Genomic DNA, 23,544 nt, shown 5'->3' on the forward strand with positions numbered 1-23,544 from the left:
CCCCGTAGGAGCCGGCTTGCCGGCGAAGAGGCCCTCAAGCCTTGCACCGCCCTGGCGAACGCCTTCGCTGGCAAGCCAGCTCCTACCGCACGCAGGCGGTCAGGCTTGCAGCGCCAGTTGCAGGCGCTCCAGGCCAATGCCGAAGCCGGCACCCTGGCGATAGGCGCCTGCCCCCACCACTTGCTGCTGCGCCCCCAGGCGCGGGCAGCGCACTTCGAAACCCTCGCCATTGAGGTAGTAGGTCAGGCCGCGCTTGACCCCGAGGTTGAGCTGGTATTCCAGGCCCAAGGCGTCGAGAAAGCCCACGCACAGCGCCCGCGCCTGCTCCAGGGCGCGCTGCGGATCGGGGCCGAGAATCTCCAGGCCCAACTGGGTGAACTCGCGGTAGCGCCCGGCTTGCGGCCGCTCGTAGCGATAGCAGCGGGCAACGTAGAAGAAGGCCGCCTGCTCGCGCCCCGCCAGCAGCTCGCCGGCGGTTTCCTGGAACAGCGCGGTGGCTTCCGGGATCAGGCAGCAAGGCCGCCCGGCCTTGTCGTTGAAGGCCCACATCTGGCCGATGACTTCGCTGCCGCCGGCCTTCTCGATAAAGGTGTCCTGGCCCCACAGCGCCGGGACAATGACTTCTTCAGCGCCCGCTTCGATGAAGCCAGCTCCGGAAGCGTCCTTCCAGGGTTCGCAGGGTGGCGGCTTGTTCGCCGGTGATCATTCGAGTGCCACGTAACATGGTCATGGGTCATTCCTCTGGTTTTTTGACAGGCAATAAAAAAGGCGCCTTGTGGGGCGCCTTGGTTTTTTTCATCGAAGGTCAGTGATCGCGATTGCTCGATGACTGACGGCTCGACGCGCACAAGCGACCACGGCCCCGGAGATGAGGTCGATGGTGATGAAGGCGGGAGACGAGCCGGGAAAAATTCATGGCGCATCCTGCCACGCCGCCCCCGGGCCTGACAAGCAAGCACCTGCGCCCCGCACAACAGTGCCCCCCTGTGGAAGCCGGCTTGCCGGCGAAGAGGCCCTGCATCGCCCTGGCGGCCGCCTTCGCTGGCAAGCCAGCTCCTACAGCGGGCGTTGCAGGCAGCGCTGGTAGCGTTCGTCCACCCGTTTGGCGAACCAGGCGGTGGTCAGCTGGCGGGTGATCTTCGGGCTCTTGAGTTCGATACCGGGCAGTTGCTGGCGCGGTACGGGCTTGCCCGCCGTGCGATCGGCCAGGGCGAACACCTGACGGTACAGCTCGGTTTCTTCGAAGTCCTGGCGGTCGCCCTTCTCCAGCTGGGCGCGGATCTGCGGGTTACGCAGCCCCAGCTGCTTGCCCAGGGTGCGCACCGCCAGCTCGGTGCTGCCGGGCATGACCGAGCCGTAGCGGATCAGGTCGCCATCCAGCGCCAGCCTGATCCCGCTGGCCCGGCTCACCGCGCTCTGGAACGCCGCGTTGCGGCTGGCGTACCAGCCGGCGTTGAAATCGGCGAAACGGTACAACGGCTGCGGGTAGTCCACCGGGTAGCCCAACAGGTGGGCGATGCCGAAATACAGGCCGCCGCGGCGGCTGAAGACCTCATGACGGATGGAGTCCTGCACCGGGTAGGGATAGCCCTGGGCATGCTGCTGGGCGAACTCGATGCTGACCTGCATCGGCCCACCGGTGTGCACCGGGTTGAAGCCGCCGAACAGGGTCTTGCCCAGGGGCACCATGCCGATGAAGTCATCGAAGATCGCACTCAATTCCTTCTCGCTGCGGGCACTGGCCAGGCGCTGGCTGTAGGACTGGCCGTCCGGGCCGCGCACTTGCAGGGCGGCGCTGACCAGCAGCGCCGGCACATGCACCTTGGCCGCGCGGCGGTCGATCTCTTGCCGGGCGATGCGCCCCAGGCCCGGCACCGTCGGGTCGACCTGGAAGGTGGACTCCTGCTCGGTCACCGCCAGCACCGCGCACAGGTTGCTCTGGCTCGGCTCAAGGCCCTGGGCGCTGAAGGCCACCTGGATGTCCCGGGCCCAGCCCGGGCGGTCCGCCACCTGGGCCGGCAGCAGGCGCAGGATCCGGGCCTGGGTCTGTTCGGGGGTCAGTGTTGGTGCCTGGGGGCCGCGCTGGCTGGCGCAACCGGCCAGCAGCGACAGGCCCAGGAAGCAACTGAGAAGACGAGAGGAAATCATGGGGCTCCGCGAGATGGCTGGGCGAGGGCCGTGCAAGTAAAGCAGCGGCTGGGGCGTTCGACCAAGGAATGCGAGCGCTGTTCCCGCCGCGGCCCTTGTAGCCGCTGCCGCAGGCTGCGTAGCAGACGCCGCGCCCCTGAGGCCTCTGCGGGATCGGCGGGAGATCGCCAGGCAAGGTCCTGCGGACCTTTGCGCAGCTTCGCGGGCTCAGCAGCGGCTACAGGCTAGAATCCTTCTATTGGCGGTGTGGCTGGGTGTATTTTGATGACCCCCGACCTCGGTGTGGCGCCCAGCCCTGACCCCGCGCCTGCCCTCAATGGAGTGATGCCCGGATGTTGACCCTGGATTTCCTGATCACCAGCCTGATCGTCGTGCTGATTCCCGGCAGCGGCGTGATCCTGACCATTTCCACCGCCCTGGTGGCCGGCAAGCGCGCCAGCCTGTTCACCGCCATCGGCTGCACCGCCGGGATTGTCCCGCACCTGCTGGCCTCGATCCTAGGCCTGTCGGCCATCCTGCACTCCAGCGCGCTGGCCTTCCAGGGCCTGAAGTTCGCCGGCGTCGCCTACCTGCTGTACCTGGCCTACGCCACCTGGCGCGACCGCTCGGCCTTCGCCGTGGACAGCAACGCCGTCAGCCATGGCCCCGGCGCGCTGATGCTCAAGGCCTGCCTGCTGAATATCCTCAACCCCAAGCTGACCCTCTTCTTCCTGGCCTTCCTGCCCCAGTTCATCGCCCATGACGGCAGTGACCCGATCCCGCAGATGCTGCTCCTGAGCGGCGTGTTCATGGCCATGACCTTCTTCGTGTTCGTGCTCTATGGCCTGCTGGCCAACCTGTTCCGCACCGCGGTGATCGAATCGCCCCAGGTGCAGAACTGGCTGCGCCGCAGCTTTGCCGCAAGCTTCGCCGGGCTCGGCCTGAACCTGGCCTTCGCCCAGCGCTGAGCCCGGCGGCAGCCGCCTGCATGACCTTGATCGTCTACCGAGGGCAAGCCCATGAATTGCAGCGACGTACTGATCATCGGCGCCGGCCCCACCGGCCTGGTCCTGGCGCTCTGGCTGCGCCGGCAGGGGGTCAAGGTGCGGATCATCGACAAGACCCCAGGCCCGGGCACTACCTCCCGGGCCCTGGCGGTGCAGGCGCGAACCCTTGAGCTGTACCGCCAGCTGGACCTGACCCGGGCCATCGTCGAGCGCGGCCACCATGTGCCGGCGGTGAACCTCTGGGTCAAGGGCGAGCGCGCCGCCCACCTGCCGTTCAACGCCATCGGCGAAGACCTGACGCCCTACCCCTTCCTGCAGATCTTTCCTCAGGACGAACACGAGCAACTGCTGATCGAACGCCTGGCGCTGCAGGGGGTGGAGGTCGAACGCAACACCGAGCTGCTGGCCTTCACCGACCACGGCCACCTGATCAACGCCCGCCTGCGCGGCCCCGACGGGCGCGAAGAACACTGCCAGGCCTTCTACCTGGCCGGCTGCGACGGCGCCCGCTCCACGGTGCGCAAGACCCTGGGCACCGGCTTTCCCGGCGGCACCTACCAGCAGGTGTTCTACGTCGCGGATGTGCAGGCCAGCGGCCCGAGCATCGACGGCCAGTTGCACGTGGACCTGGACGACGCCGACTTTCTCGCGGTGTTCCCCCTGGCCCAGAGCGGCCGCGCACGGCTGATCGGCACGGTGCGCGACGAGCGTGCCGAGCACCCGGAGAACCTGCGCTTCGAGGATGTCAGCCAGCGCGCCATGCGCCAGCTCAAGGTCGAGGTGGCCCAGGTCAACTGGTTCTCCACCTACAAGGTGCATCACCGGGTGGCCGAGCAGTTTCGCACCGGCCGGGTGTTCCTCCTCGGGGACGCCGCCCACGTGCACAGCCCGGCCGGCGGCCAGGGCATGAACACCGGGATCGGCGACGCCATCAACCTGGCCTGGAAACTGGCAGCGGTACTGAGCGGCAAGAGTGCCGAGCGCCTGCTGGAAACCTACGCCACCGAACGCATGGAGCTCGCCCGGCGCCTGGTGGCCACCACCGACCGGGTGTTCAGCTTCGCCACCGCCGACGGCCCGGTGGCCTACCTGGCGCGCACCCGCCTGGCGCCCCTGCTGCTGCCGAAGATCGCCGCCTTCGACAGCGCCCGGGAGTTTCTCTTCCGTACCGTGTCGCAGATCACCCTGAACTACCGCGGCATGCCCCTGAGCGCCGGCGGCGTCGGCCCGGTGCACGGCGGCGACCGCCTGCCCTGGGTGCGCGATGGTGAACACGACAACTTCGACAGCCTGGAGTACCTGGGCTGGCAGGTGCATGTCTACGGCGTCACCAGTGACGCCCTGCGCGACTGGTGCACCGCGCACCAGGTGCCGTTGCGCACCTTCGACTGGCGCCCGGCCCATGCCGCCGCGGGGCTGGCGCGCAACGCCTTCTACCTGCTGCGCCCGGACACCTACGTGGCCCTGGCCGAGCGCTCGGCCGACCCGCGCGTGCTGGAGCGCTACTTCCGCGAACGGGAGATCTCCCCGCAGAGCGCCGCCCCCTCCCTCAAGCCCCGATGAAAGGCTGCTTGATCTGCCCCCAGCGCCGGGCGAACTGCTCCGGCGTGGCCGCCGCGATCCGCTTCAGGTCCCGGGGGTAATCCACACCGGGGGCCTCCTGGGGGCGCCAGGCACTGAACTGGCCATTGCTGGCCCGCAGGATGTAGCCGCTATCCTGGCACTGCTCGCTGACCAGAAACAGCACCCCCGGCGTCACCCAGTCCGGCTTGAGTTCCGGCGGCTCCTCGCTGACGCCCCACATGCGGGTCTTGGCCACCGGCGACACCGCGTTGACCCGGATCCCGTGCTCCGCCCCTTCCTGGCCCAGGGCATTCATGATCCCGACCTGGGCCATCTTGCCCGCGCAGTAGGCCAGCAGCCCCGGCTGGGCATATTCCGGGTACAGCGCACGGTCGGAGGTGGTCAACAGCAGCCGCGGTGCGGCGGACTGCCGCAGATGGGGCCAGGCATGCCTGGCCAGCCAGATGGGCGCATACAGGTTGATCCCCAGCATGCGCTCGAGAAACCCGGCGTCGGTCTGCTCCAGCGCCTGGTAGCCAACCCAGCCGGCGTTGTGAATCAGGATATCCAGGCTGCCAAAGGCCTCCAGGGTGCGCTGCACCAGCCCCTGGCAACCGGCCTCGGTGCCCAGGTCGGCGGTGTCGGCCAGCGCCCTGGCACCGCTGGCCCGCAAGGCCCGCACCGCATCATGGGCGACACTGTCATCCGCCCCGCTGCCGCTGCCGTCACTCCCGCAATCGCTGATCACCACCTGGGCACCACGACGGGCCAGGGCCCGTGCATAACTCAAGCCCAGGCCGCGCCCGGCGCCGGTGACAATCGCCGTTCTGCCGCTGAAATCCATGCTCTTCCCTCCTGTGTGAATTCCAGGGTAACAGCATGAAAATCAGTGACTTAATACTAAATTCCAGGTTCTGTGAGAGGTTTTTGATATCAATGAATTCGCTGTGAAACCATGAGCCTTGGGGTTTACAGTCCCACAGCCCCCAGCCAGGAAGCATCGCCATGATCGAAACGCGCCTGTTGCGCCAGTTCATCGCCGTCGCCGAAGAACTGCACTTTCACAAGGCCGCCACGCGCCTGCACATGGCCCAGCCGCCCCTGAGCCAGGCCATCGCCCGCCTGGAGGAAAAACTCGGTTTCAGCCTGCTGCGGCGCAATCGTCGAGGCGTGGCCCTGACCCCGGCCGGGGCGGATTTTCTGCACAGCGCCCGGCGCACCCTGGCTACCCTGGAACAGGGCATCGAGCAGGCGCGCCATATTGCCCAGGGCCTGGCCGGCAGCCTGCGCGTCAGTAGCCTGTCACTGGCCGGCTACCCGAGCTTGCTCGCCCGCCTGCGGGGATTTCGCCAGGCCTTGCCCGAGGTGCGCCTGGAACTGCGGGAACTGCCTTCGGCCGAGCAGCTCAAGGGCTTGCTCGGCGGCGACATCGACCTGGCGTTCATGCGTGAGCTGCCGCTGCCCGAAGGGCAGATAGCCTCGCGCCTGATCCTCGATGAGCCGATCGTCATCGCCCTGCCCCACGACCACCCCCAGGCCCAGGCGCCAGAGGTGGACCTGCGGGAGCTGGCCAACGACGACTTCGTGTTCACGCCCCAGGCCCTGGGCAGCGGCTACCACAACCAGTTGATGGCGCTGTGCAGCGCGGCCGGGTTCACCCCGAAGGTGGTCCAGGAAGTGGCCCGGGTCCAGACCCAGCTGGGCCTGGTGGGCTGCGGTTTCGGCGTGGCCCTGGTGCCCCGCTCGATGGCCGATGCGGTGCTGCAGGGCAGCGTCGCCTACCGCCCGCTGCGGGCCATGGGCACGCAGCCCGGGCCAAGCATCGGGCTGTACATGAACTGGCACCGGGACAACCCTTCGCCACAGCTGCAGCGTTTCATGGCCTTGCTCGACGCCGGGCCCGGGGCCTGAAGCGGCCGTGCAGAAGGTCTGCGCGGCCGCCACCAGGCCTTAGAAGTCGGCCTTGACCGACAGGGTGAGGTTGCGCGGGTCACCGTAGAAATTGCCGAAGCCTTCGGTGCCGATGGTGGTGTAGTAGCGCTTGTCCAGCAGGTTGTTGCCGTTCAGCGCCAGGGACCAGGTGTCGTCGATGCGGTAACCGATGCGGCCGTTCCAGATCGCATAGCCGGCCTGGCGGATGTGGTTGCCGCTGGTGGGCGAGACCCGGTAGTTGTCACTCTGGGCGTTGACCCCGGCCCCCACGGTGAAGCGCTCCAGGGCACCTCCCAGCTGATAGTCGCCCCAGACCCGCAGCAGGTGGCGCGGCACGTAGGTGGTGAACGGCAAGCCGTTGTTGGCGCTGTTGGCATCCTCCAGGGTCTTGGTCTGGGTGTAGGTGTAGCCGGCCAGCACTTGCAGGCGTTCGATCACCTCACCGCTGAGCTCCGCTTCAAAGCCCTGGGCGCGGACCTTGCCCGAGTTCAGCGAGCAGGTGCTGTCCGGGCAGGCCGGGTCGTCCTGCTGCGCGTCCTGCTGGATGGTGCGGAACAGGCTGAAGGCGCTGTTGAGGCGGCCATCGAACCACTCGCCCTTGATCCCCAGCTCGTAGCTCTTGCCCACCAGCGGCTTGAGGGAGGCGCCGTCCAGGGTCCGATAGCTGCCCTGGGGGGTGAAGATGCTGGAGTAGCTGGCGTAGGCCGTGAGGTTGTCGTTGAGGTCGTACAGCACCCCGGCGAACGGCGTGACCTCGCCGGTTTCCTTGGATCGGGCACTGCTGGGCGTGCGCGTATCGCGCCAGTAGGCCACCGAATCGTTCTGCGACTTGTACCAGCTGACCCGGCTGCCCATGACCAGGGTCAGCGGGTCGGCCAGCTTCAGGCGCACAGTGGAATACAACCCTTGCTGCTGGATCCGCAGATCAGTGGGGCCGCCCCGGGTGGAGTTGCTTTCGTAGTAGCTGTCGTCGGGCTTGGGCAGGTGGTGATCGGGGTCCAGCACGTTCTGCCGCTGGGGCAAGCCGGCCACGGCGTAGAAGTCGTCCTTGATCGAGCGGCTGGCGTTGGCGCCGAAGGTCAGCTCGTGCTCCTGGCCAAAGGCCTGGAAGTGCCCGTCGACATAGGCATCGAAGCCGTAGTCCACCTGGTCGTAGTCGTAGATGCTGCCCAGCATCAGGGTGCTGGAACGGCTGGCCCCCACCGGCACCGAACCGCTGGGGAAGGCGTACTCGATATCCTGGGTATTGCGGGTGTAGACCCCGGCCACCTTCAGCGCCCAGTCGTCGTTGAGTTGCTGGCGCAGGTCGGCGAAATAGGTCGCGCGCTTGCTGCGCGAGTTGTTCCAGGCGGTGTTCAGGCAGGTGGAACGGCCCAGCTTGAGGTCGCTGCCGTCGCTGTAGCGCGGCAGGCCGCCCCAGCACGGGCGCGAGTCGACGTCTTCATAGGCCATGCCCAGGCCCAGGGTGGTGGCGTCGCTGAGGTCGAAATCCAGGGCGCCGTAGTAGACCTGGTCCTTGCGCTCGCCCAGGTCGTAGAAGTACTGCCGGGTCTGCTGGGTCACCACCGCCCGGCCGCGGACGGTACCGGCATCGTTCAACGGCCCGCCGGTGTCCACCTGGGCCCGGTAGTTGTCCCAGCTGCCGGCGGACATCGTCAATTCGGTGTGCGGCGTGGCCTGGCCGCGCTTGCGCACGAAGTTCACCGAGCCGGCAGTGCCGCCCGCACCCTTGAGCATGCCGGCAGCGCCGCGCAGGATCTCCACCCGGTCATAGAAGGCCATGTCGCTGCTGAAGCTGTCGGCCTGTACGTAGCTGCTACCCATGTCCAGGGGCACGCCGTCGTACTGGTACTGGCCGGTCATGCGAAAGCCCCGGGAGTAGAAATACTTGCCGCCCATGGGCGAGTCGTAAAGGGTGATGCCCGGAGTCTTCTCCATCACCTGGTCAATGGTGTTGAGGTTCTGGTCATCGAGCATCTTGCGGGTGATCACGGTCACCGACTGCGGGGTTTCCTTGAGCGAGTGCTGGCCCTTGCCGATGGTGACCGCGCCGGTGGTGTAGGAACCGGAATACTCGGTGGTGGCTCCCAGCTCCTGGCCCTGCACCTGGGTGGTGCCCAGCTCCAGAGCGCCGCTGCCCTGGGGCACGGGGCGCAGCACGAAGCTGCCGTTGCTCTGTGGCTCGGCCTGCCAGCCGCTGCCGGCGAGAATCCGCGCAAAGCCTTCCTGTACCCCGTATTCACCCTTGAGCCCCGCCGAACGCAGGCCGGCGGTCTGCCGGGCATCGAAGGAAATGGCCGCGCCGGCAGCGCTGGCGTAACGGCTCAGCACCTCGGTCAGGTCACCGGCGGCAATATCGAAGCGGCGCACCGCGGTCTGTTCGCTGGCCGCCACTGCGGTCAACGGCAGCAGTGCCGCCCCGTAGACCGCCAGTGCGCCCCAAAGCCCGACCTTGATCGCCTGGGCCAACTTCGACTTGTGAACATCAGACATGCTTTGCCTTCCCCGCTAACGAAAATGAATCCACTGGGGGATAAGCCGGACCAGGAGGGGCAAACATGCAAAGACCATTGAATTTTTTTTCGCCCCGCGGATTCAACCCACGCGGCTATCGCAAACCCGTACCCAGTAGCGGGTGTAGCGCTTGATCTGCAGGGAGAAACCGCTTTCCAGCGCCGCCAGGGCGCGGTCAGTGTCATCGATGGGGAAGGCCCCGGAGATCTTCAGCCCGGCAATCTGCGGATCGCACTGCACAACCCCGCGGCGGTAGCGCGACAGGTCGGCCAGCAATTCCCCCAGGGGGCGGTCGATGGCGATGATGCTGCCCTGGCGCCAGGCACCCACCGCGGCATCGTTGGGCCGCAGCGCGGCAAAGCCCCCGGCGCTGAACGCCAGTTGCTGGCCGGCCTCGACCCGACGCGGCGCAAGGCCTGCGCCCAGGCTGACCTGCACCGCGTGCTCCAGCACCGCCACCTGCTCCTCACGCTCATCGCTGCGCAGCACGAAGCGAGTGCCCAGGGCCAGCACCTCGGCGTCCCGGGTGAAGACCCGGAACGGCCGCTGCAAGGGATCGGCAGCGGTGCTGACCAGCATCTCGCCCCACAACAGCTGCACCTTGCGTTGCTGGCTGTCGAACTGCACGTTGATCGAGGTGTTGGTATTGAGCAGCAGCGAAGTGCCGTCCGCCAGGCGCACTTGCCGGCGCTCGCCGATCTGGGTGCGATAATCCGCCAGCAGTTGCTGGGCGCTGTCGCTGCGCCAGCCCAGCCAGCCCAGGGAACCGGCCGAGGCCAGCACCACCAGGTTGCGCATCAGCTCGCGGCGCGAGCGCCCTGCCCCGCGCAAGGTGGAACCGGCCAGGCCGCCGGGCAGTGCCGACATCTGCTCGCCCATTTGCTGCATGCGCTCCCACGCCTGGCGGTGCAAGGGGTCGGCGGCCAGCCATTCGCGCCAGGCGGCCTGCTCCTGCTCGCTGGCGCTGCCGGAGCGCAATTGCGCGTACCAGCGTGCCGCGCCGCTGATGGCCTGGCGCTCGCCGACGCTCAGTTGCAGGCCGGCGAAACTCATGACAGCTGCATCCGCATCTGCATCAGGCAGCAATGCTCCATGGCCTTGGCCATGTAGTTGCTCACGCTGCGCACGGAAATCTGCAGGCGCTCGGCGATCTGCTCGTAGGTCAGGCCGTCGCACTGGGACAGCAGGAAAGCCTGTTTCACCTTGGGCCCCAGGCCATCCAGCAGCCGGTCGATTTCCATCAGTGCCTGGAACAGCACGCTCTGCTCCTCCGGCGACGGGTGCTCGCCCTCGGGCACCAGCGCCAGGGCTTCGAGGTAGGCCTGCTCCAGGGAACGCCGGCGAAACAGATCGATCAGCAGGCCCCGGGCAATGCGCGACAGGTAGGGCCGCGGCTCACGGATCTCCACTGCGTTGCGCGCCTTGAGCACCCGCACGAAGGTGTCCTGGGCCAGGTCGGCGGCATCGAAGGCGTTGCCCAGGCGCTGGCGCAACCAGCCCTGCAGCCAGCCATGGTGATGGGTGTAGAGGTCGGTGACGGCACAGCGCAGGGATAAGTCGTCGGCGGGCATGACAGTAAGGATTCATATTTGATAATGAATCGCATTGTCATGTAGAGGCGGAAGTCTTGGCAATAGCCACGAACGCCGGGCGACGTTCGTGGCAGTACTGCGGGGCCTAATCAGATCCCGGCCAGGGCCAGGTCCATGGCGAAGTAGGTGAAGATCAGATCGGCGCCGGCACGCTTGATCGAACCCAGGGTTTCGCGCACCACTCGCTGCTCGTCGATGGCGCCGGCCTGGGCGCCGAACTTGATCATCGCGTACTCGCCGCTGACCTGGTACGCCGCCACCGGCAGGCGCGAGGCCTCGCGGATGTCGCGGATGATGTCCAGGTAGGCCCCGGCGGGCTTGACCATCAGCGAGTCGGCGCCTTCCTGCTCGTCCAGCAAGGACTCGCGCACCGCTTCGCGGCGGTTCATCGGGTTCATCTGGTAGCTCTTGCGATCGCCCTTGAGCGCGCTGCCGCCGGCTTCACGGAACGGGCCATAGAGCGCCGAGGCGAACTTGGTGGAATAGGCCATGATCGGCGTCTGGGTGAAGCCGGCGGCATCCAGGGCGCGGCGGATGGCCTGGACCTGACCGTCCATGGCCGCCGACGGCGCGATCACATCGGCGCCGGCACGGGCCGCAGCCACCGCCTGCTTGCCGAGGTTGAGCAGGGTCTGGTCGTTGTCCACTTCATGGCCGTGCATGACCCCGCAGTGGCCGTGATCGGTGTATTCGCAGAAGCAGGTGTCGGACATCACGATCATCTCCGGCACCGCATCCTTGGCGATGCGCGACATGCGCGACACCAGGCCGTTTTCCTTCCAGGTATCGCTGCCGTCGCAGTCCAGGTGGTGGGAGACGCCGAAGGTCATCACCGACTTGATCCCGGCGCGGGCGTAGCGCTCGATCTCGCCGGCCAACCTGGATTCGGGAATGCGCATCACCCCGGGCATGCTCTTGATCGGCACGAAATCGTCGATTTCTTCCTCGACGAAAATCGGCAGCACCAGGTCGTTGAGGGTGAATTCGGTTTCCTGGAACAGGCTGCGCAGTTGTTCGGAGCGACGCAGGCGACGCGGACGGGCTTCTGGGAACTGGCTGGACATGATTTTTCCTAAGGCTGAGCGCGAAACAACACGAGCTATGGCGAAAAAAGGCTGAAAGCTTATGCCCGCAGCCGCCCCGGTACAAACCCGCACGGCTCAAGAGAGTCTTGCCCAAGCCGTAACAATGCCCTTGAGGCCCCGCGATCCAAGGGGTATCGGTCACTCGACGCGGCCAGCCTGCGACCATCTGACGCAACAGCGGCAGCCGCCATTGAAAAACCTGCGTGCGACAAATCCGGCGGTTGGCCGCTTGCAGCAGCTCCTGGCTCCCGCACGGGTGTGCACACTACGGCGGCTCGCTGCCCTGCAAATTGAGGGTGTAGTCCTTCAGAGGCGTTTTGAAGTAGGCCATGCCGGTATCGTCAACCTTTCCCCTGAGCACGATCTTCTTGATCCGGTCGGCAATTTCATCGGCAGCGTTTTCGGACTGAATCGTCGCTTCGATACACTCGCCAGGCCGGTAACCCACAGTTCGAACGATCAGATTGAGATCGACGTAATGGTCAGCCTCGCGACCCACCACGCGACGATTTTCCGGGCCCTGGGTCCAATATATCTCCACGACTTTGCCGGCCGATGGCTTGAGCGGCAGGTTGCACGTGGCATTCACCGCCACGCCCTTGTCCCCTGGCGTGGCCGCCACGCTGGCGGATGTCGCGGATTCGCTCCCCGGTGTATTACCAGGCAAGGTTGCCGGGCCGGGCGGTTGTTTGACCGCTGTGGTTTGTGCAATGCAAAGCAGTGGATCAAGCGCCAGCAAACCCAGCAGGCCTGCCCGCAGCATCCAGCCCTTCCAGGACACAACCTGGGCCCAGGCGCACAGGAGCCGTGCCTGCCTGTGCGTGGCGGTGCCTGCAAAATCGCCAGGTGCCAGCGCGCTCATGGATGCCTCGGTCCAGTGGGCGAAGGTGTGTTCTCGCACGTTTGCTCACTGCTTGGGAAAAGCCGCAGGTGCCCTTCGATGCAGGTTCGTGCCGTGCCGCCGATCCAGATTTCATCGCCGATCTGTTCCACGTCAATCCGCCCTGCCCGCCCCATGCTCAGGCCCTGGCTGACGCGGTAGCGCGCCGGTGCCAGCCCGGCGCCCAGCAACCACTGGGCGATGCCGGCATTGAGGCTGCCGGTGGCCGGGTCTTCGGGCATGCCATCACCGGCGATAAAGGCCCGTACCTCGAACTGCGCGTCGCTGTCATCACGCTCGGGGTCACAGGGCGCGATCACCCCGACCGCCAGACCGATCAGCGCCGGGTAGTCCGGTTGCAGGTCCAGCACCTGCTGGCGTTCGCCGAGCATCACCGCCAGCCAGCCGGCGCCGTTGTCGACCCACTGCGCCTGCACGATGTCCCCGGGCGTAAGGCGCAGGCCACGGCGCACCTGCTCCAGCACCTGGGGCTCCACCGGGCCGGCCTTGAGCAGCGGCGGCGCGAGAAAGGCCAACTGATCGCCCTGGCGGCGGATGCGCACCAGGCCCACTTCGCACTCCTGGATGATCTCCTCGCCCCGGGGCACGCCGCCGGCTTCGAGCCAGGCGTGGCAACTGCCCAGGGTCGGGTGGCCGGCGAAGGGCAATTCCTGGGTGGTGGTGAAGATCCGCAGGCGGTAGTCGGCCCGGGGATCGCGGGGCTGGAGCAGAAAGGTGGTTTCGCTGAGGTTGGTCCAGTTGGCGAAGGTGGCCATGCGCTCGGTGCTGAGCTCGTCAGCGTTGAATACCACGGCCAAGGGGTTGCCTTTGAGGGGAGTCGAGCTGAAGACATCGACTTGCTTGAAACTTAAGGGGCGCATGCAAAAATTCCTGTTTCTTAATAAGGCCCAGCGTTATGAGGCACAACGTTGGCTGTAGCCGCTGCCGAGCCAGGGCGAGGCTGCGAAAGAGCGGGCTGCGTTCGGTACGCAGGCCCTGGCTTGGCGCCCCCAGACACCCCCCTGGCATTCTTGGGATCGCCGCCACCGCTGCGCGCTCGTGCACAGCCTGCGGCAGCGGCTACAGGGCGTGCGTGCGTCAAGAAACCTTGGGAATCTCCAACCCGCGGATCACCGCCGGGCGCGCCACGAATTTGGCCAGCACTCGCTTGACCTCGGGGAAGTTGTCGATGCCCACCAATTCACCCGCCTCATAGAACCCGATCAGATTGCGAATCCACGGAAAGGTCGCGATATCGGCAATGGTATAGCGCTCGCCCATGATCCACTCGCGCCCCCCCAGGTGCTTGTCCAGCACCCCCAACAGACGCTTGGCCTCGTTCACGTAGCGCTCCAGCGGCCGCTTGTCCTCGTACTCCCTGCCGGCAAACTTGTTGAAGAACCCCACCTGCCCGAACATCGGGCCGATGCCGCCCATCTGGAACATCAGCCACTGGATGGTTTCATAACGCGCCGCCGACTCCTGGGCCAGCAGTTGCCCGCTCTTGTCCGCCAGGTAGATCAGGATCGCCCCCGACTCGAACAGCGCCAGCGGCTGGTCCCCCGGGCCGTGGGGGTCGAGAATCGCCGGGATCTTGTTGTTCGGGCTGACACTGAGGAACTGCGGGGTCATCTGGTCCTGGGTCTCGAAGCTGACCCGATGCGCCTCGTAGGGCAGGCCGATCTCTTCGAGCATGATCGAGACCTTGACCCCGTTGGGGGTCGGCAAGGAATACAACTGAATCCACTCAGGGAATTGCGCAGGCCATTTCTGGGTGACGGCAAAGGCGGAAAGATCGCTCATGACAGGCTTCCAGTCTCAATCAAAGGGGGGTGGCGCCACGGATGGGCAACGGCGGGGAATTATCCGCCGGGTTTTCTTAAATCGGCAACATGCAGCGCTTAAGCTGCCTGCAATCGAACCAAAAGCCGTTCAGGGACTCATAAGCCACGGCCCGATCAGGCCATGAGCAACGACAGGGAACATGGGTTTGTCAGCCTCACGCATCGCACTTGAAGAATGACCGCACCATGAACCTGCCCCGCCGCCTTGCCCGCCACTGCAAGCACCGTCGCTACCTGCCGTTGCCGGCCCTGTTGCTGGGCGGCGCCCTGTGCCTGTCCCTGGAATCCAGCGCCAGCCGCGCGCAACCGGTGGACGGCACCCAGACCCTGGTGTTCCTGCGCCACGCGGAAAAGCCCGCCGGCGGCCTCGGGCAGCTCAACTGCCAGGGCCTGAACCGGGCCATCGACCTGGCCTCGCTGCTGCCGGAGAAATTCGGCAAGGCGCAGTACGTGTTCGCCGCCAACCCCACGCGCAACGTCGAGGAAGGCGAGCTGGACAACTCCTACAGCTATATCCGCCCGCTGATGACCATCAGCCCCAGCGCCATCAAGCTCGGCCTGCCGGTGAACATCGACTTTGCCGCCAATGACACCAGCGACCTGGCGGACGAGCTGCTGCATGACCGCTACCACAACTCGATCATCTACACCGCCTGGTCCCACGGCTACCTGCCGGAGCTGATCAACAAGGTCGCCGAAGAAGCCGTGGGCGAACAGCAGCCGATCACCGAAGACTGGGCCTCCAGCGACTTCGACTCGCTGTACGTGCTGACCCTGACCTGGCGCAACGGCAAGGCCAGCCTGCACAGCCAGAGCTACAAACAGGGCCTGGACGGCGGCGAGCAGGATTGCCCGAGCTGATCAGCCCAGGGCGTCGAGCAACCGGTACCAGGCGATCCCCGCCCCCAGGTAGAGGCGTTGCAGGCCGTGCAGCGGAATCGGCCGCAACGGCGTGACCGGGAAAGGAAAACCCTGCCCCGCTCCCGTCAGCCGCGCCGCCAGGTGCCTGCCCAGCAGGGTCGACAAGGCAATGCCGCGCCCGTTGTAGCCCAGCAGGATCGACAGCCCCGGCGCCGGCTCGTGCAACTGCGGCAGAAAACTCGGGGTCAGGGCCACGCGCCCGCTCCAGCGATACTCGATGGGGACGCCCGCCAATTGCGGAAACAGGTTCAGCAACGAACGCTCCAGGTGGTTCCAGTCGGCATCCCGGCGCGGCTCGGAAAACGGCCCGCGCCCACCCAGCAGCAGGCGCCCCTGGGCGTCCTGCTTGAAATACAGCAGCAGGCGCCGGGCATCGGAACACACCTCGCCGCCCGGCAGGATGCTCTGGCGCAGCTCGGCAGGCAGCGGCCGGGTGGCGATGATGAAACTGTTGGCGGCGATCACCGTCTGGCGCAACCCCGGCCACAAGTCGTCGGTGTAGCCATTGGTCGCCAGCAGTACCTTCGAGGCACGCACCCGAGCGCCGCGGTCGGTCTCCAGGGTCCAGCGTCCGCCATCGCGCTGCAGCTTCCGGACCCGGCTCTGGCCGTGAATGCTCACCCCCAGCCCCATCGCCACCCGGGCCAGGCCCCGGGCGTAGTTCAGCGGGTGTAGGCTGCCGGCCCGCGGGTCGACCCAGCCGCCCAGGTATTGCGAACTGCCGATGCGCTGGCTCACGGCGGCCTTGTCCAGCAACTCCACGGCCACGCCGCGCTGGCGCCACTGCTCGGCGCGCTGCTCCAGGGTGTGCATCGCCGCGCCGGAAAACGCCGGCTGGATCCAGCCCTTGCGGGTGGCGTCGCAGCGAATGCCGTGTTCCTTGATCAGCTCGAACACTTCATCGGCCGCGCCACCCACGGCATCGACCAGCGCCTCGCCCTGTACCGGGCCGAACTTGGCCAGCAGTTGCTCGGGGTCGAACTTGAGCCCGGGGATCACCTGCCCACCGTTGCGCCCGGAGGCGCCCCAGCCGGGCTCGCCGGCATCCAGCACACAGACGCTGGCACCGCTCTGGGCCAGGCGCAGGGCGCTCACCAACCCGGTGTAGCCGGCGCCGACAATCGCCACATCGACCTCCCGGTCCTCGGCCAGTGCCGGGGTGTGCTCGGCCGGCATGGCCGTGGCCGCCCACAGCGAGGGCGGCATGCGCAGGGGCTCGGATGCGCTCATGCCTGCACCTCCGCGCCCTGGTTGAGCAAGCGCCGCAGGAAGTCCTGGGTGCGCGGGTGGCTCGGGGTACTGAGCACGGTTCGGGCCGGGCCGGCCTCGACGATGCGCCCGCTGTGGAGGAAGCACACCTGGTCTGCCACGTCCTGGGCAAAGCCCATTTCATGGGTGACCACGATCATGGTCATGCCCTCGTCGGCCAGCTTGCGCATCACCGCCAGCACCTCGCCCACCAGTTCCGGGTCCAGCGCCGAAGTCGGTTCGTCGAAGAGAATCGCCTCCGGGTCCATGGCCAGTGCCCGGGCAATGGCCACCCGTTGCTGCTGGCCGCCGGAGAGCTCGTCCGGGTAGGCGTGCATGCGATGGGCCAGGCCGACCTTTTCCAGCAGCGCCTCGGCCCGCAGGCGTGCTTGCCGGGGGTCCTGTTTCTTGACGTAGATCGGCCCCTCGGTGACGTTCTGCAAGGCCGTGCGATGGGGGAACAGGTTGAAGCGCTGGAACACCATGGCCACCCGGGTACGCAGTTCATGGATGCTCTTGGCCTGCCGGTCGACCCGCGCCCCGCTCACCAGGATGTCGCCCTGCTCGTAGCTTTCCAGGCCGTTGATGCAGCGCAGCAGGGTCGACTTGCCGGACCCCGAGGGCCCGATCAGGCACACCACTTCACCGCTGTGCACCTGTAGGTCGATGCCTTCGAGCACCGCCACGTTGCCAAAGCTCTTGTGTACGCCCTTGATCTGGATCATGGCTTTCTCCGGGTGCTGATGCGCGCCTCCAGGCGGCGCAGGGCAAAGGACAGCGGCAGGCTCAGGGCCAGGTAGAGCAAGGCCACCAGGGTGTAGACGGTCATGTTCTCGAAGGTCGAGGAAGCGATCAGCTGCCCGGCCCGGGTCATCTCGGCCACGGTGATGGTGGACACCAGGGACGAGTCCTTGAGCATCATCACCAGGGTGTTGCCATAGGGCGGCAAGGCGATGCGCAGGGCCTGGGGCAGCACCACCCGACGCATGATCATCGGCCCGCGCATGCCGATGGATTCGGCGGCCTCGATCTGCCCCTGGTGAATGGCCTGGATACCGGCGCGGAAGTTTTCCGCCTGGTACGCCGAGTAGGCGATACCCAGGCCGATCACCCCCGCCTGCATGGCGGTGAGCTGGATGCCGAAATCCGGCAGCACGAAGTAGATGTAAAACAGCTGGACGATGATCGGCAGCCCGCGAATGACGTTGACCACGCCGATGGCGAACAACGCCACCGAGCGCACCTTGGACACCATCATCAAGGCGAAGACCAGGCCGATCAGCGAGCTGAGCACGAAGGAGCCAACGGTAACCTGCAGGGTGACCACTGCGCCTTTCAACAGAATGGGCAGGAAGTCCAGAGCGTTCTGGAGAAACATGGAGAGACCCGTTTAATCAGCAGGAAAGGGACCCGGGCCAGGCGCCGGGCCGCGACTGGATCAGTTGAGCTTCCAGTGCTCGATGATGCGGTCCAGGGTGCCGTCGGCCTTGATCGCGGCGATCCCGCGATTGACCTCGGCCAGGGTCTGGGCATCGCCCTTGCGCACGATCAGGCAGACATCGCCCATGACCACCGGCTGGTAGCCCTTGACCAGCCGCACCTTGTTCTGGGTGCCCTGGGCCAGTTGGTAGGCGAGGATCGGCCGGTCGGCGAAACCGGCCTTGATCCGCCCCAGGGCCAGGTCGCGCATCAGGTCGGGAATCGAGTCGTAGCCGCGTACTTCCTTGAAGATCCCACGCTTGTTCAGCTCGTCGATAAACACCGTGCCGACCTGGGCGCCGACGGTTTCCCCGGCCAGGTCCTCCATGCGGCGGTAGTCGCTGGCGTCGTCGGCCTTGACGATCAGGCCCTCGCCGTAGCTGAACACCGGGTCGGAGTACTGCACCACTTTCTCGCGCACCGGGGTGCGCAGCATGGCGGCGGAGATGATGTCGATCTTGTTCGAGGTCAGAGACGGGATCAGCGCGGCGAAGGTGGTCTGCTGGATGTCCACGGCGAAACCGCCGGCCTTGCCCACGGCCCGGGCGGCATCGATCATCATGCCCTCGATGCTCTGGCTCTTGACGTCAAGGAAGGTGAAGGGAATGCCGGTGGCGGTGGCCCCGACCTTGTACAGCGGCTCGGCCTGGGCCGACGCCGAAAGGCCCAGGCCAAGGGCGCAACAGAATGCGAAAACAGCGGGTGCAAGGACGCGAGTGCGGGTGTGCATGGCGAATCTCCCATTGGACGGTTTTATTGTTTGAAGTCCGTGATGGATAGCCTCTGGTGTGGAAGGCAGGAGGCATGAACCCGACTATAAACAATTTACAAAAATCGTAAAGAGATTTATAAATATCGAATATCGATATTAAAAACACAAAATAACCTGAAAGGACTGGTCATGAGCGATAACAACAACTCCCTTTTCAACCAGTCACTGGAGAAGGGCCTGGCGGTGCTGCGGGCCTTCAACGCCGCGCAACGGACCATGAACCTGGCGGAAATCGCCACGGCCGCCGACATCAACAAAAGCTCGGCGCAGCGCATGATCCACACCCTGGAACAGCTGGGCTACGTGCGTAAGCACCCGCAGACCAAGCGCTTCCAGCTGACCCCGCGGGTGATGGAGATCGGCTACAACTACCTGGCAGCCGACACCCTGGTGGACGTGGCCAACCCCTTCCTCGCCGAGCTGGCCCAGGTCACCGGGGAAACCACCAACCTCACCGAGCCCGATGGCCTGGACATGGTCTATGTAGCGCGCTTCGTGGCGCCCAAGTTCATCCCCATCCACATGCCCATCGGCAGTCGTATCCCGATGTACTGCACCGGCTCGGGCCGCGCCTACCTCAGCGCCCTGCCCGCCGCCGAGGCCTTGCAGATCCTCCAGGCCAGCGACCGCAAGGCCCACACCCGGCACACCCGCACCGACCTGGACGAGATCCAGCGCGAGATCGACGCCACCCAGCGCCGCGGCTATGCCCTGAACCCGGAAGAACTGTTCCTGGGCGACATGGCGATAGCCGCGCCCATCCTCGACGGCAAGGGCTTGCCGGTGGCCGCGGTGCACGTGGTGGTGCCCAGCAGCCGCTGGACCCTGGAAGAAGCCGAACGCAAGCTCGCGCCCTCGGTGATCGAATGCGCCCGGGCCATCCGCACCTCGATTCGCACCCTCTGAAAATCACTCTCCTGTAGCCGCTGCCGCAGGCTCGGGCCGCGTTCGGACGAACGACCCGAAGGGGCGCGGCGCTCTCAAGGCCGACAGCGCTCCGACGGAGGATCGCCAGGCAAGGCCCTGCGGGCCTTTGCGCAGCCTCGCTGACGCTCGGCAGCGGCTACAGGGCCAGTGCCGATCAAGGATTTGTGTAGCCGCTACCACAGGCTCGGGCCGCGTTCGGACGAACGGCCCGTAGGGACGCGGCGTTCTCAAGGCTGATGAGCTCCCGACGGGGGATCGCCAGGCAAGGCCGGACGAGATCGGTTCGCAGCGCGCCAGCGCCAGCGGCTACAATTCGCGCTTATTGTCCTCGTGCGGAATACCTTTCATGTCCAACCTCGCCTCCACCCAGCCCAACCGCGGCTGGGCGTTCTGGTGCAAACCCCTGCTGTTCCTGCTGGTCGCCGCCATCGGCCTGTATTACGTGAAGTGGTCGCCCTACTACCTCAAGGCCTTTGTCGCCGCCGACAGCCACAGCATCGGCGCCTCGATCCTCAACGATCAGCAGAGCTCGCCCTGGAGCGCCGCCCTGGCCTATTCCCAGGTGTACTTCCTGTCCATCTGGAAGGCTGCGGTGCTGGCGGTGATCCTGGGTTCCCTGCTGCAGGTGCTGATTCCCCGGGATTGGCTGCTGCGCCTGTTCGGCCGTGCCGGCTTCGGCTCGACCCTGCGCGGCGGGCTGTTCGCCCTTCCGGGCATGATGTGTTCCTGCTGCGCCGCGCCGGTGGCTGCTGGCCTGCGCCGGCAGAAGGTTTCGGTGGGTGCGGCCCTGGCGTTCTGGATCGCCAACCCGGTGCTCAACCCGGCGACCCTGGTGTTCATGGGCTTTGTCCTGGGCTGGGGCTTTTCCGCCCTGCGCTTGGTGGCGGGGATTGTCCTGGTGCTGGGCGTGTCCCTGGTGGCGCAGCGGGTCGCCGGCCCCGAGCAACTGCCCGAAGCCGCGGTGGATGCGGTGGTGGAAGCCAGCACGGTGAACGACCAGCCGTTCCTCAGCCGCTGGGGCAAGACCCTGTGGCAACTGTTCTGGAGCACCATTCCGATCTACGTACTGGCGGTACTGGTGCTGGGCGCGGCGCGGGTCTGGCTGTTTCCGCATATCGACGGTGCCATGGGTGACAGCCTGTGGTGGCTGGTGCCGCTGGCGATCGCCGGGGCCCTGTTCGTGATCCCCACGGCGGCAGAGATTCCCATCGTCCAGACCATGATGACCCTGGGCCTGGGCACCGGGTCGGCGGTGGCCCTGCTGATGACCCTGCCGAGCATCAGCCTGCCGTCGCTGCTGATGCTGCGCAAGGATTTCGATGCCCGGGTACTGGTGACCGTGGCCGTGCTGACCATGCTGGTGGGGATTGTCTGCGGGTTGATTGGTGCGGTGTTGTTGTAGGGCTGGAGGGCCCCTTCGCTGGCAAGCCAGCTCCTACGGTCGGTGGGAGCTGCCCATGTAGGAGCCGGCTTGCCGGCGAACGAATCAGCGCGGTGAGCGCTGGCGCAGGTAATCGAGCACGGCGCCGTGGTCGCCGCTGAACTCGATCCGCGCGCCCTTGCTCTCGCGCTGGAAGGCGTACATCGGGTCGTAGTATTCACCCAGCAAGCCTTCGATCCAGGCCCGGTGCCGTTCCACGTCGCCGCTGCGGGCCTGTTCCGCCAGCGCGGCTTCCATCAGCAGGAACAGGCGCTGGTGCCGCTCGCCACCGAGGCGCTTGTGGATCTTGTTCAGGCTTTCCAGCAGGCGCTCGGCGAACAGCGCGAAGCCCTGTTCGCCATGCACCGCCACAAACTCGGCGCAGAGGTTGACCACGTAGTCGTCGAGGATCCTTTGCACCCGGTTGGCCAGGCTGTCCTCCAGCCAGACCATGGGCAAGCCCTGCATGCTCTGGTACAGCGGCAGCGGCAAGGCGCAACTGCCGATCATGCGGTTCTCGTCTTCCAGGACAAAGCTCTGCACGCCGCGCTCACGCTTTTTCAGCAGGTCCACCGCCAGGCGGTTTTCGAAGTCGATGTTGCTCGGCTGGCCGGTGGCGCGGCGGCCGAAGCTGGAGCCGCGGTGGTTGGCGTGGCCTTCCAGGTCCAGGGCGTTGTCCAACTGGCCCAGCACTTGGGTCTTGCCGGTGCCGGTCATGCCCCCCAGGAGGACGAAATCACACTGCTGCAACGCCTGTTCGGTGGTGTCCAGAAGGAAGGTACGCATGGCCTTGTAACCGCCGCCAACCCGCGGGTAGTCGATGCCCGCTTCCCTGAGCCACTGCTGGACGATCTGCGAGCGCAGGCCGCCACGGAAGCAGTACAGCAGGCCGTCGGGATGGGCCCGGGCAAAATCGGCCCAGGCCTGGATGCGCTGTTCCTTGATCGCGCCGGACACCAACTGATGCCCCAGGACAATCGCCGCCTGCTGCCCTTGCTGCTTGTAGCAAGTGCCGACCCGTTGGCGCTCCTGGTCGGTCATCAGGGGCAGGTTGAGCACCCCGGGAAAGGCGCCCTTGGTGAATTCGATCGGCGCGCGGGTGTCCATCATCGGCCGGTCGTTGAGGAAGATCTCGCGGTAGTCGGTGCAGTCCAGAGACATCAGAACACCTCGACCGCGTGGCTCTGTCGCTCTACCAGCTCGCCAATCGGCGCCAGTTCCAGGCCCAGTTCCGCCGCCAGGGCCAGGAATTCGGCATTGCCTTGCGGGGTTACCGCCACCAGCAGCCCGCCACTGGTCTGCGGGTCGCAGAGCACGCGCTTGTGCAGTTCCTGCACTCGCCCGACCTTGTCGGCGTAGCTGCTGTAGTTGCGCAAGGTGCCACCGGGCACACAGCCCTGGTCCAGGTAGTATTCGACCCCCGGCAGGCGCGGTACGCGGTCGTAGTGAATGCGCGCGGTCAGGCCACTGCCGTCGGCCATTTCCACCAGGTGCCCGAGCAGGCCGAAACCGGTGACGTCGGTCATCGCGGTCACCCCTTCGAGCTTGCCGAAACGGCTGCCGGGCTTGTTCAGGGTGCACATCCAGTCCCGGGCCAGGCCGATGTCGGCGCTGCGCAGCTTGCCCTTTTTCTCGGCGGTGGTAAGCACGCCGATCCCCAGGGGCTTGGTCAGGTACAGCAGGCAACCGGCGGTGGCGGTGTCGTTGCGCTTCATGAAGCGTTTTTCCACCAGCCCGGTGACCGCCAGGCCGAAGATCGGCTCCGGCGCATCGATGGAGTGCCCGCCCGCAAGAGGAATGCCCGCGGCGTCGCACACGGCACGGCCGCCGCGGATCACCTCCCGGGCGATTTCCGGGGCCAGCACGTTCACCGGCCAGCCGAGAATGGCAATCGCCATCAGCGGGTCGCCGCCCATGGCGTAGATGTCGCTGATGGCGTTGGTGGCGGCGATGCGGCCGAAGTCGAAGGGGTCGTCGACGATGGGCATGAAGAAGTCGGTGGTGGAGACCACGCCGCGCTCTTCATCGATGGCGTACACCGCCGCGTCATCGCGCGAGGCATTGCCGACCCAGAGCTTGGGGTCGAGGTTCTGCGCCCCGCTGCCGGCCAGGATCACCTCCAGTACCTGGGGGGAAATCTTGCAGCCGCAGCCGGCTCCGTGGCTGTACTGGGTCAGGCGAATCGGCTCGCTCATGGGGCACCTCGTCAAGTCTGGGACCGGGATTCTAGCAG

The 23,544-nt window shown here is 66.3% G+C and carries 22 protein-coding genes; 6 read left to right on the plus strand and 16 right to left on the minus strand.

All coding sequences use genetic code 11. The features are described from left to right. Window positions 1-99 precede the first annotated feature (99 nt). Window positions 100-642, minus strand: a complete 543-nt coding sequence (locus tag BM382_RS27575; protein WP_041117318.1) for an ATP phosphoribosyltransferase regulatory subunit — start codon at window positions 640-642, stop codon at window positions 100-102. 414 nt (window positions 643-1,056) lie between these two features. Continuing rightward, window positions 1,057-2,148: a DUF1615 domain-containing protein gene (locus tag BM382_RS27580; RefSeq protein ID WP_015635084.1), complete on the minus strand. Its 1,092-nt coding sequence runs from the start codon at window positions 2,146-2,148 to the stop codon at window positions 1,057-1,059. 332 nt (window positions 2,149-2,480) lie between these two features. Between BM382_RS27580 and BM382_RS27585 the strand changes: the two genes are divergently transcribed. Further along, complete coding sequence (locus tag BM382_RS27585) at window positions 2,481-3,095, plus strand: LysE family translocator (RefSeq protein ID WP_011060595.1); 615 nt, start codon at window positions 2,481-2,483, stop codon at window positions 3,093-3,095. A gap of 51 nt (window positions 3,096-3,146) precedes the next feature. Continuing rightward, the gene (locus tag BM382_RS27590) at window positions 3,147-4,697 is read left to right on the plus strand and encodes an FAD-dependent oxidoreductase (RefSeq protein ID WP_072444670.1); all 1,551 of its coding nucleotides are present in this window, start codon (window positions 3,147-3,149) and stop codon (window positions 4,695-4,697) included. Here BM382_RS27590 and BM382_RS27595 read toward each other — a convergent pair. After that, entirely contained in the window at window positions 4,684-5,541 is an 858-nt protein-coding gene (locus BM382_RS27595) for an SDR family NAD(P)-dependent oxidoreductase (RefSeq protein WP_015635082.1), read from the minus strand. The two genes, BM382_RS27590 and BM382_RS27595, sit on opposite strands and share 14 nt — an antisense overlap. 161 nt (window positions 5,542-5,702) lie before the next feature. On the opposite strand from BM382_RS27595, the gene BM382_RS27600 reads away from it, so the two are divergent. Then, entirely contained in the window at window positions 5,703-6,608 is a 906-nt protein-coding gene (locus BM382_RS27600) for a LysR substrate-binding domain-containing protein (RefSeq protein WP_072444672.1), read from the plus strand. Window positions 6,609-6,647: 39 nt separating this feature from the next. On the opposite strand, the gene BM382_RS27605 is transcribed toward BM382_RS27600, so the two are convergent. The 7 genes from BM382_RS27605 to BM382_RS27635 all read right to left on the minus strand — a co-directional run bounded on the left by BM382_RS27605 (window position 6,648) and on the right by BM382_RS27635 (window position 14,503). Beyond that, window positions 6,648-9,122: a TonB-dependent siderophore receptor gene (locus tag BM382_RS27605; RefSeq protein ID WP_011060591.1), complete on the minus strand. Its 2,475-nt coding sequence runs from the start codon at window positions 9,120-9,122 to the stop codon at window positions 6,648-6,650. A 102-nt stretch (window positions 9,123-9,224) separates the two neighbouring features. Continuing rightward, window positions 9,225-10,196 (minus strand): FecR family protein, encoded by a 972-nt coding sequence (locus BM382_RS27610; protein ID WP_072444674.1) that lies wholly within the window; start codon window positions 10,194-10,196, stop codon window positions 9,225-9,227. After that, complete coding sequence (locus BM382_RS27615) at window positions 10,193-10,714, minus strand: sigma-70 family RNA polymerase sigma factor (protein WP_015635079.1); 522 nt, start codon at window positions 10,712-10,714, stop codon at window positions 10,193-10,195. Before BM382_RS27615 ends, BM382_RS27610 begins: the two co-directional genes overlap by 4 nt. A gap of 110 nt (window positions 10,715-10,824) precedes the next feature. Next, window positions 10,825-11,799 (minus strand): porphobilinogen synthase, encoded by a 975-nt coding sequence (gene hemB / locus BM382_RS27620; protein WP_015635078.1) that lies wholly within the window; start codon window positions 11,797-11,799, stop codon window positions 10,825-10,827. Between the two features lie 286 nt (window positions 11,800-12,085). Beyond that, a complete protein-coding gene (locus BM382_RS27625; RefSeq protein ID WP_072444676.1) occupies window positions 12,086-12,682 on the minus strand; it encodes a hypothetical protein in 597 nt (198 codons plus the stop codon). Continuing rightward, the gene (locus BM382_RS27630) at window positions 12,679-13,581 is read right to left on the minus strand and encodes a PhzF family phenazine biosynthesis protein (protein WP_015635076.1); all 903 of its coding nucleotides are present in this window, start codon (window positions 13,579-13,581) and stop codon (window positions 12,679-12,681) included. Before BM382_RS27630 ends, BM382_RS27625 begins: the two co-directional genes overlap by 4 nt. Window positions 13,582-13,798: 217 nt before the next feature. Then, window positions 13,799-14,503 (minus strand): glutathione binding-like protein, encoded by a 705-nt coding sequence (locus BM382_RS27635; protein ID WP_072444678.1) that lies wholly within the window; start codon window positions 14,501-14,503, stop codon window positions 13,799-13,801. A gap of 227 nt (window positions 14,504-14,730) precedes the next feature. Here BM382_RS27635 and BM382_RS27640 point away from each other — a divergent pair, with 227 nt between their 5' ends. After that, window positions 14,731-15,405 (plus strand): histidine phosphatase family protein, encoded by a 675-nt coding sequence (locus BM382_RS27640; RefSeq protein ID WP_170866359.1) that lies wholly within the window; start codon window positions 14,731-14,733, stop codon window positions 15,403-15,405. Here the strand turns inward: BM382_RS27640 and BM382_RS27645 are convergent, their stop codons facing one another. Genes BM382_RS27645 through BM382_RS27660 form a run of 4 tightly spaced genes read right to left on the minus strand, consistent with a single transcriptional unit; the run spans window position 15,406 to window position 18,922 of the window. After that, complete coding sequence (locus BM382_RS27645) at window positions 15,406-16,695, minus strand: NAD(P)/FAD-dependent oxidoreductase (protein WP_019094198.1); 1,290 nt, start codon at window positions 16,693-16,695, stop codon at window positions 15,406-15,408. Beyond that, window positions 16,692-17,438 (minus strand): amino acid ABC transporter ATP-binding protein, encoded by a 747-nt coding sequence (locus tag BM382_RS27650; RefSeq protein ID WP_011060582.1) that lies wholly within the window; start codon window positions 17,436-17,438, stop codon window positions 16,692-16,694. Before BM382_RS27650 ends, BM382_RS27645 begins: the two co-directional genes overlap by 4 nt. After that, window positions 17,435-18,091, minus strand: coding sequence for an amino acid ABC transporter permease (locus BM382_RS27655; RefSeq protein WP_011060581.1), 657 nt, complete (start codon window positions 18,089-18,091; stop codon window positions 17,435-17,437). The genes BM382_RS27650 and BM382_RS27655 overlap by 4 nt, the downstream gene beginning before the upstream one ends. A 60-nt stretch (window positions 18,092-18,151) precedes the next feature. Beyond that, on the minus strand, window positions 18,152-18,922 hold the full coding sequence (locus BM382_RS27660; protein ID WP_015635071.1) for an ABC transporter substrate-binding protein: 771 nt from the start codon (window positions 18,920-18,922) through the stop codon (window positions 18,152-18,154). A 171-nt stretch (window positions 18,923-19,093) separates the two neighbouring features. Here BM382_RS27660 and BM382_RS27665 point away from each other — a divergent pair, with 171 nt between their 5' ends. Further along, a complete protein-coding gene (locus tag BM382_RS27665) occupies window positions 19,094-19,870 on the plus strand; it encodes an IclR family transcriptional regulator (RefSeq protein ID WP_011060579.1) in 777 nt (258 codons plus the stop codon). A 367-nt stretch (window positions 19,871-20,237) separates the two neighbouring features. Then, complete coding sequence (locus tag BM382_RS27670; RefSeq protein WP_072444680.1) at window positions 20,238-21,293, plus strand: permease; 1,056 nt, start codon at window positions 20,238-20,240, stop codon at window positions 21,291-21,293. 84 nt (window positions 21,294-21,377) lie between these two features. Here BM382_RS27670 and mnmH read toward each other — a convergent pair whose 3' ends face one another. Further along, window positions 21,378-22,472 (minus strand): tRNA 2-selenouridine(34) synthase MnmH, encoded by a 1,095-nt coding sequence (mnmH, locus tag BM382_RS27675; RefSeq protein ID WP_072444682.1) that lies wholly within the window; start codon window positions 22,470-22,472, stop codon window positions 21,378-21,380. Continuing rightward, the gene (gene selD, locus BM382_RS27680; protein ID WP_015635068.1) at window positions 22,472-23,506 is read right to left on the minus strand and encodes a selenide, water dikinase SelD; all 1,035 of its coding nucleotides are present in this window, start codon (window positions 23,504-23,506) and stop codon (window positions 22,472-22,474) included. The genes mnmH and selD overlap by 1 nt, the downstream gene beginning before the upstream one ends. Between the last annotated feature and the right edge of the window lie 38 nt (window positions 23,507-23,544).

Origin of the sequence: Pseudomonas sp. NFPP25 (assembly GCF_900116505.1) — a bacterium.
Lineage (GTDB): Bacteria > Pseudomonadota > Gammaproteobacteria > Pseudomonadales > Pseudomonadaceae > Aquipseudomonas > Aquipseudomonas protegens.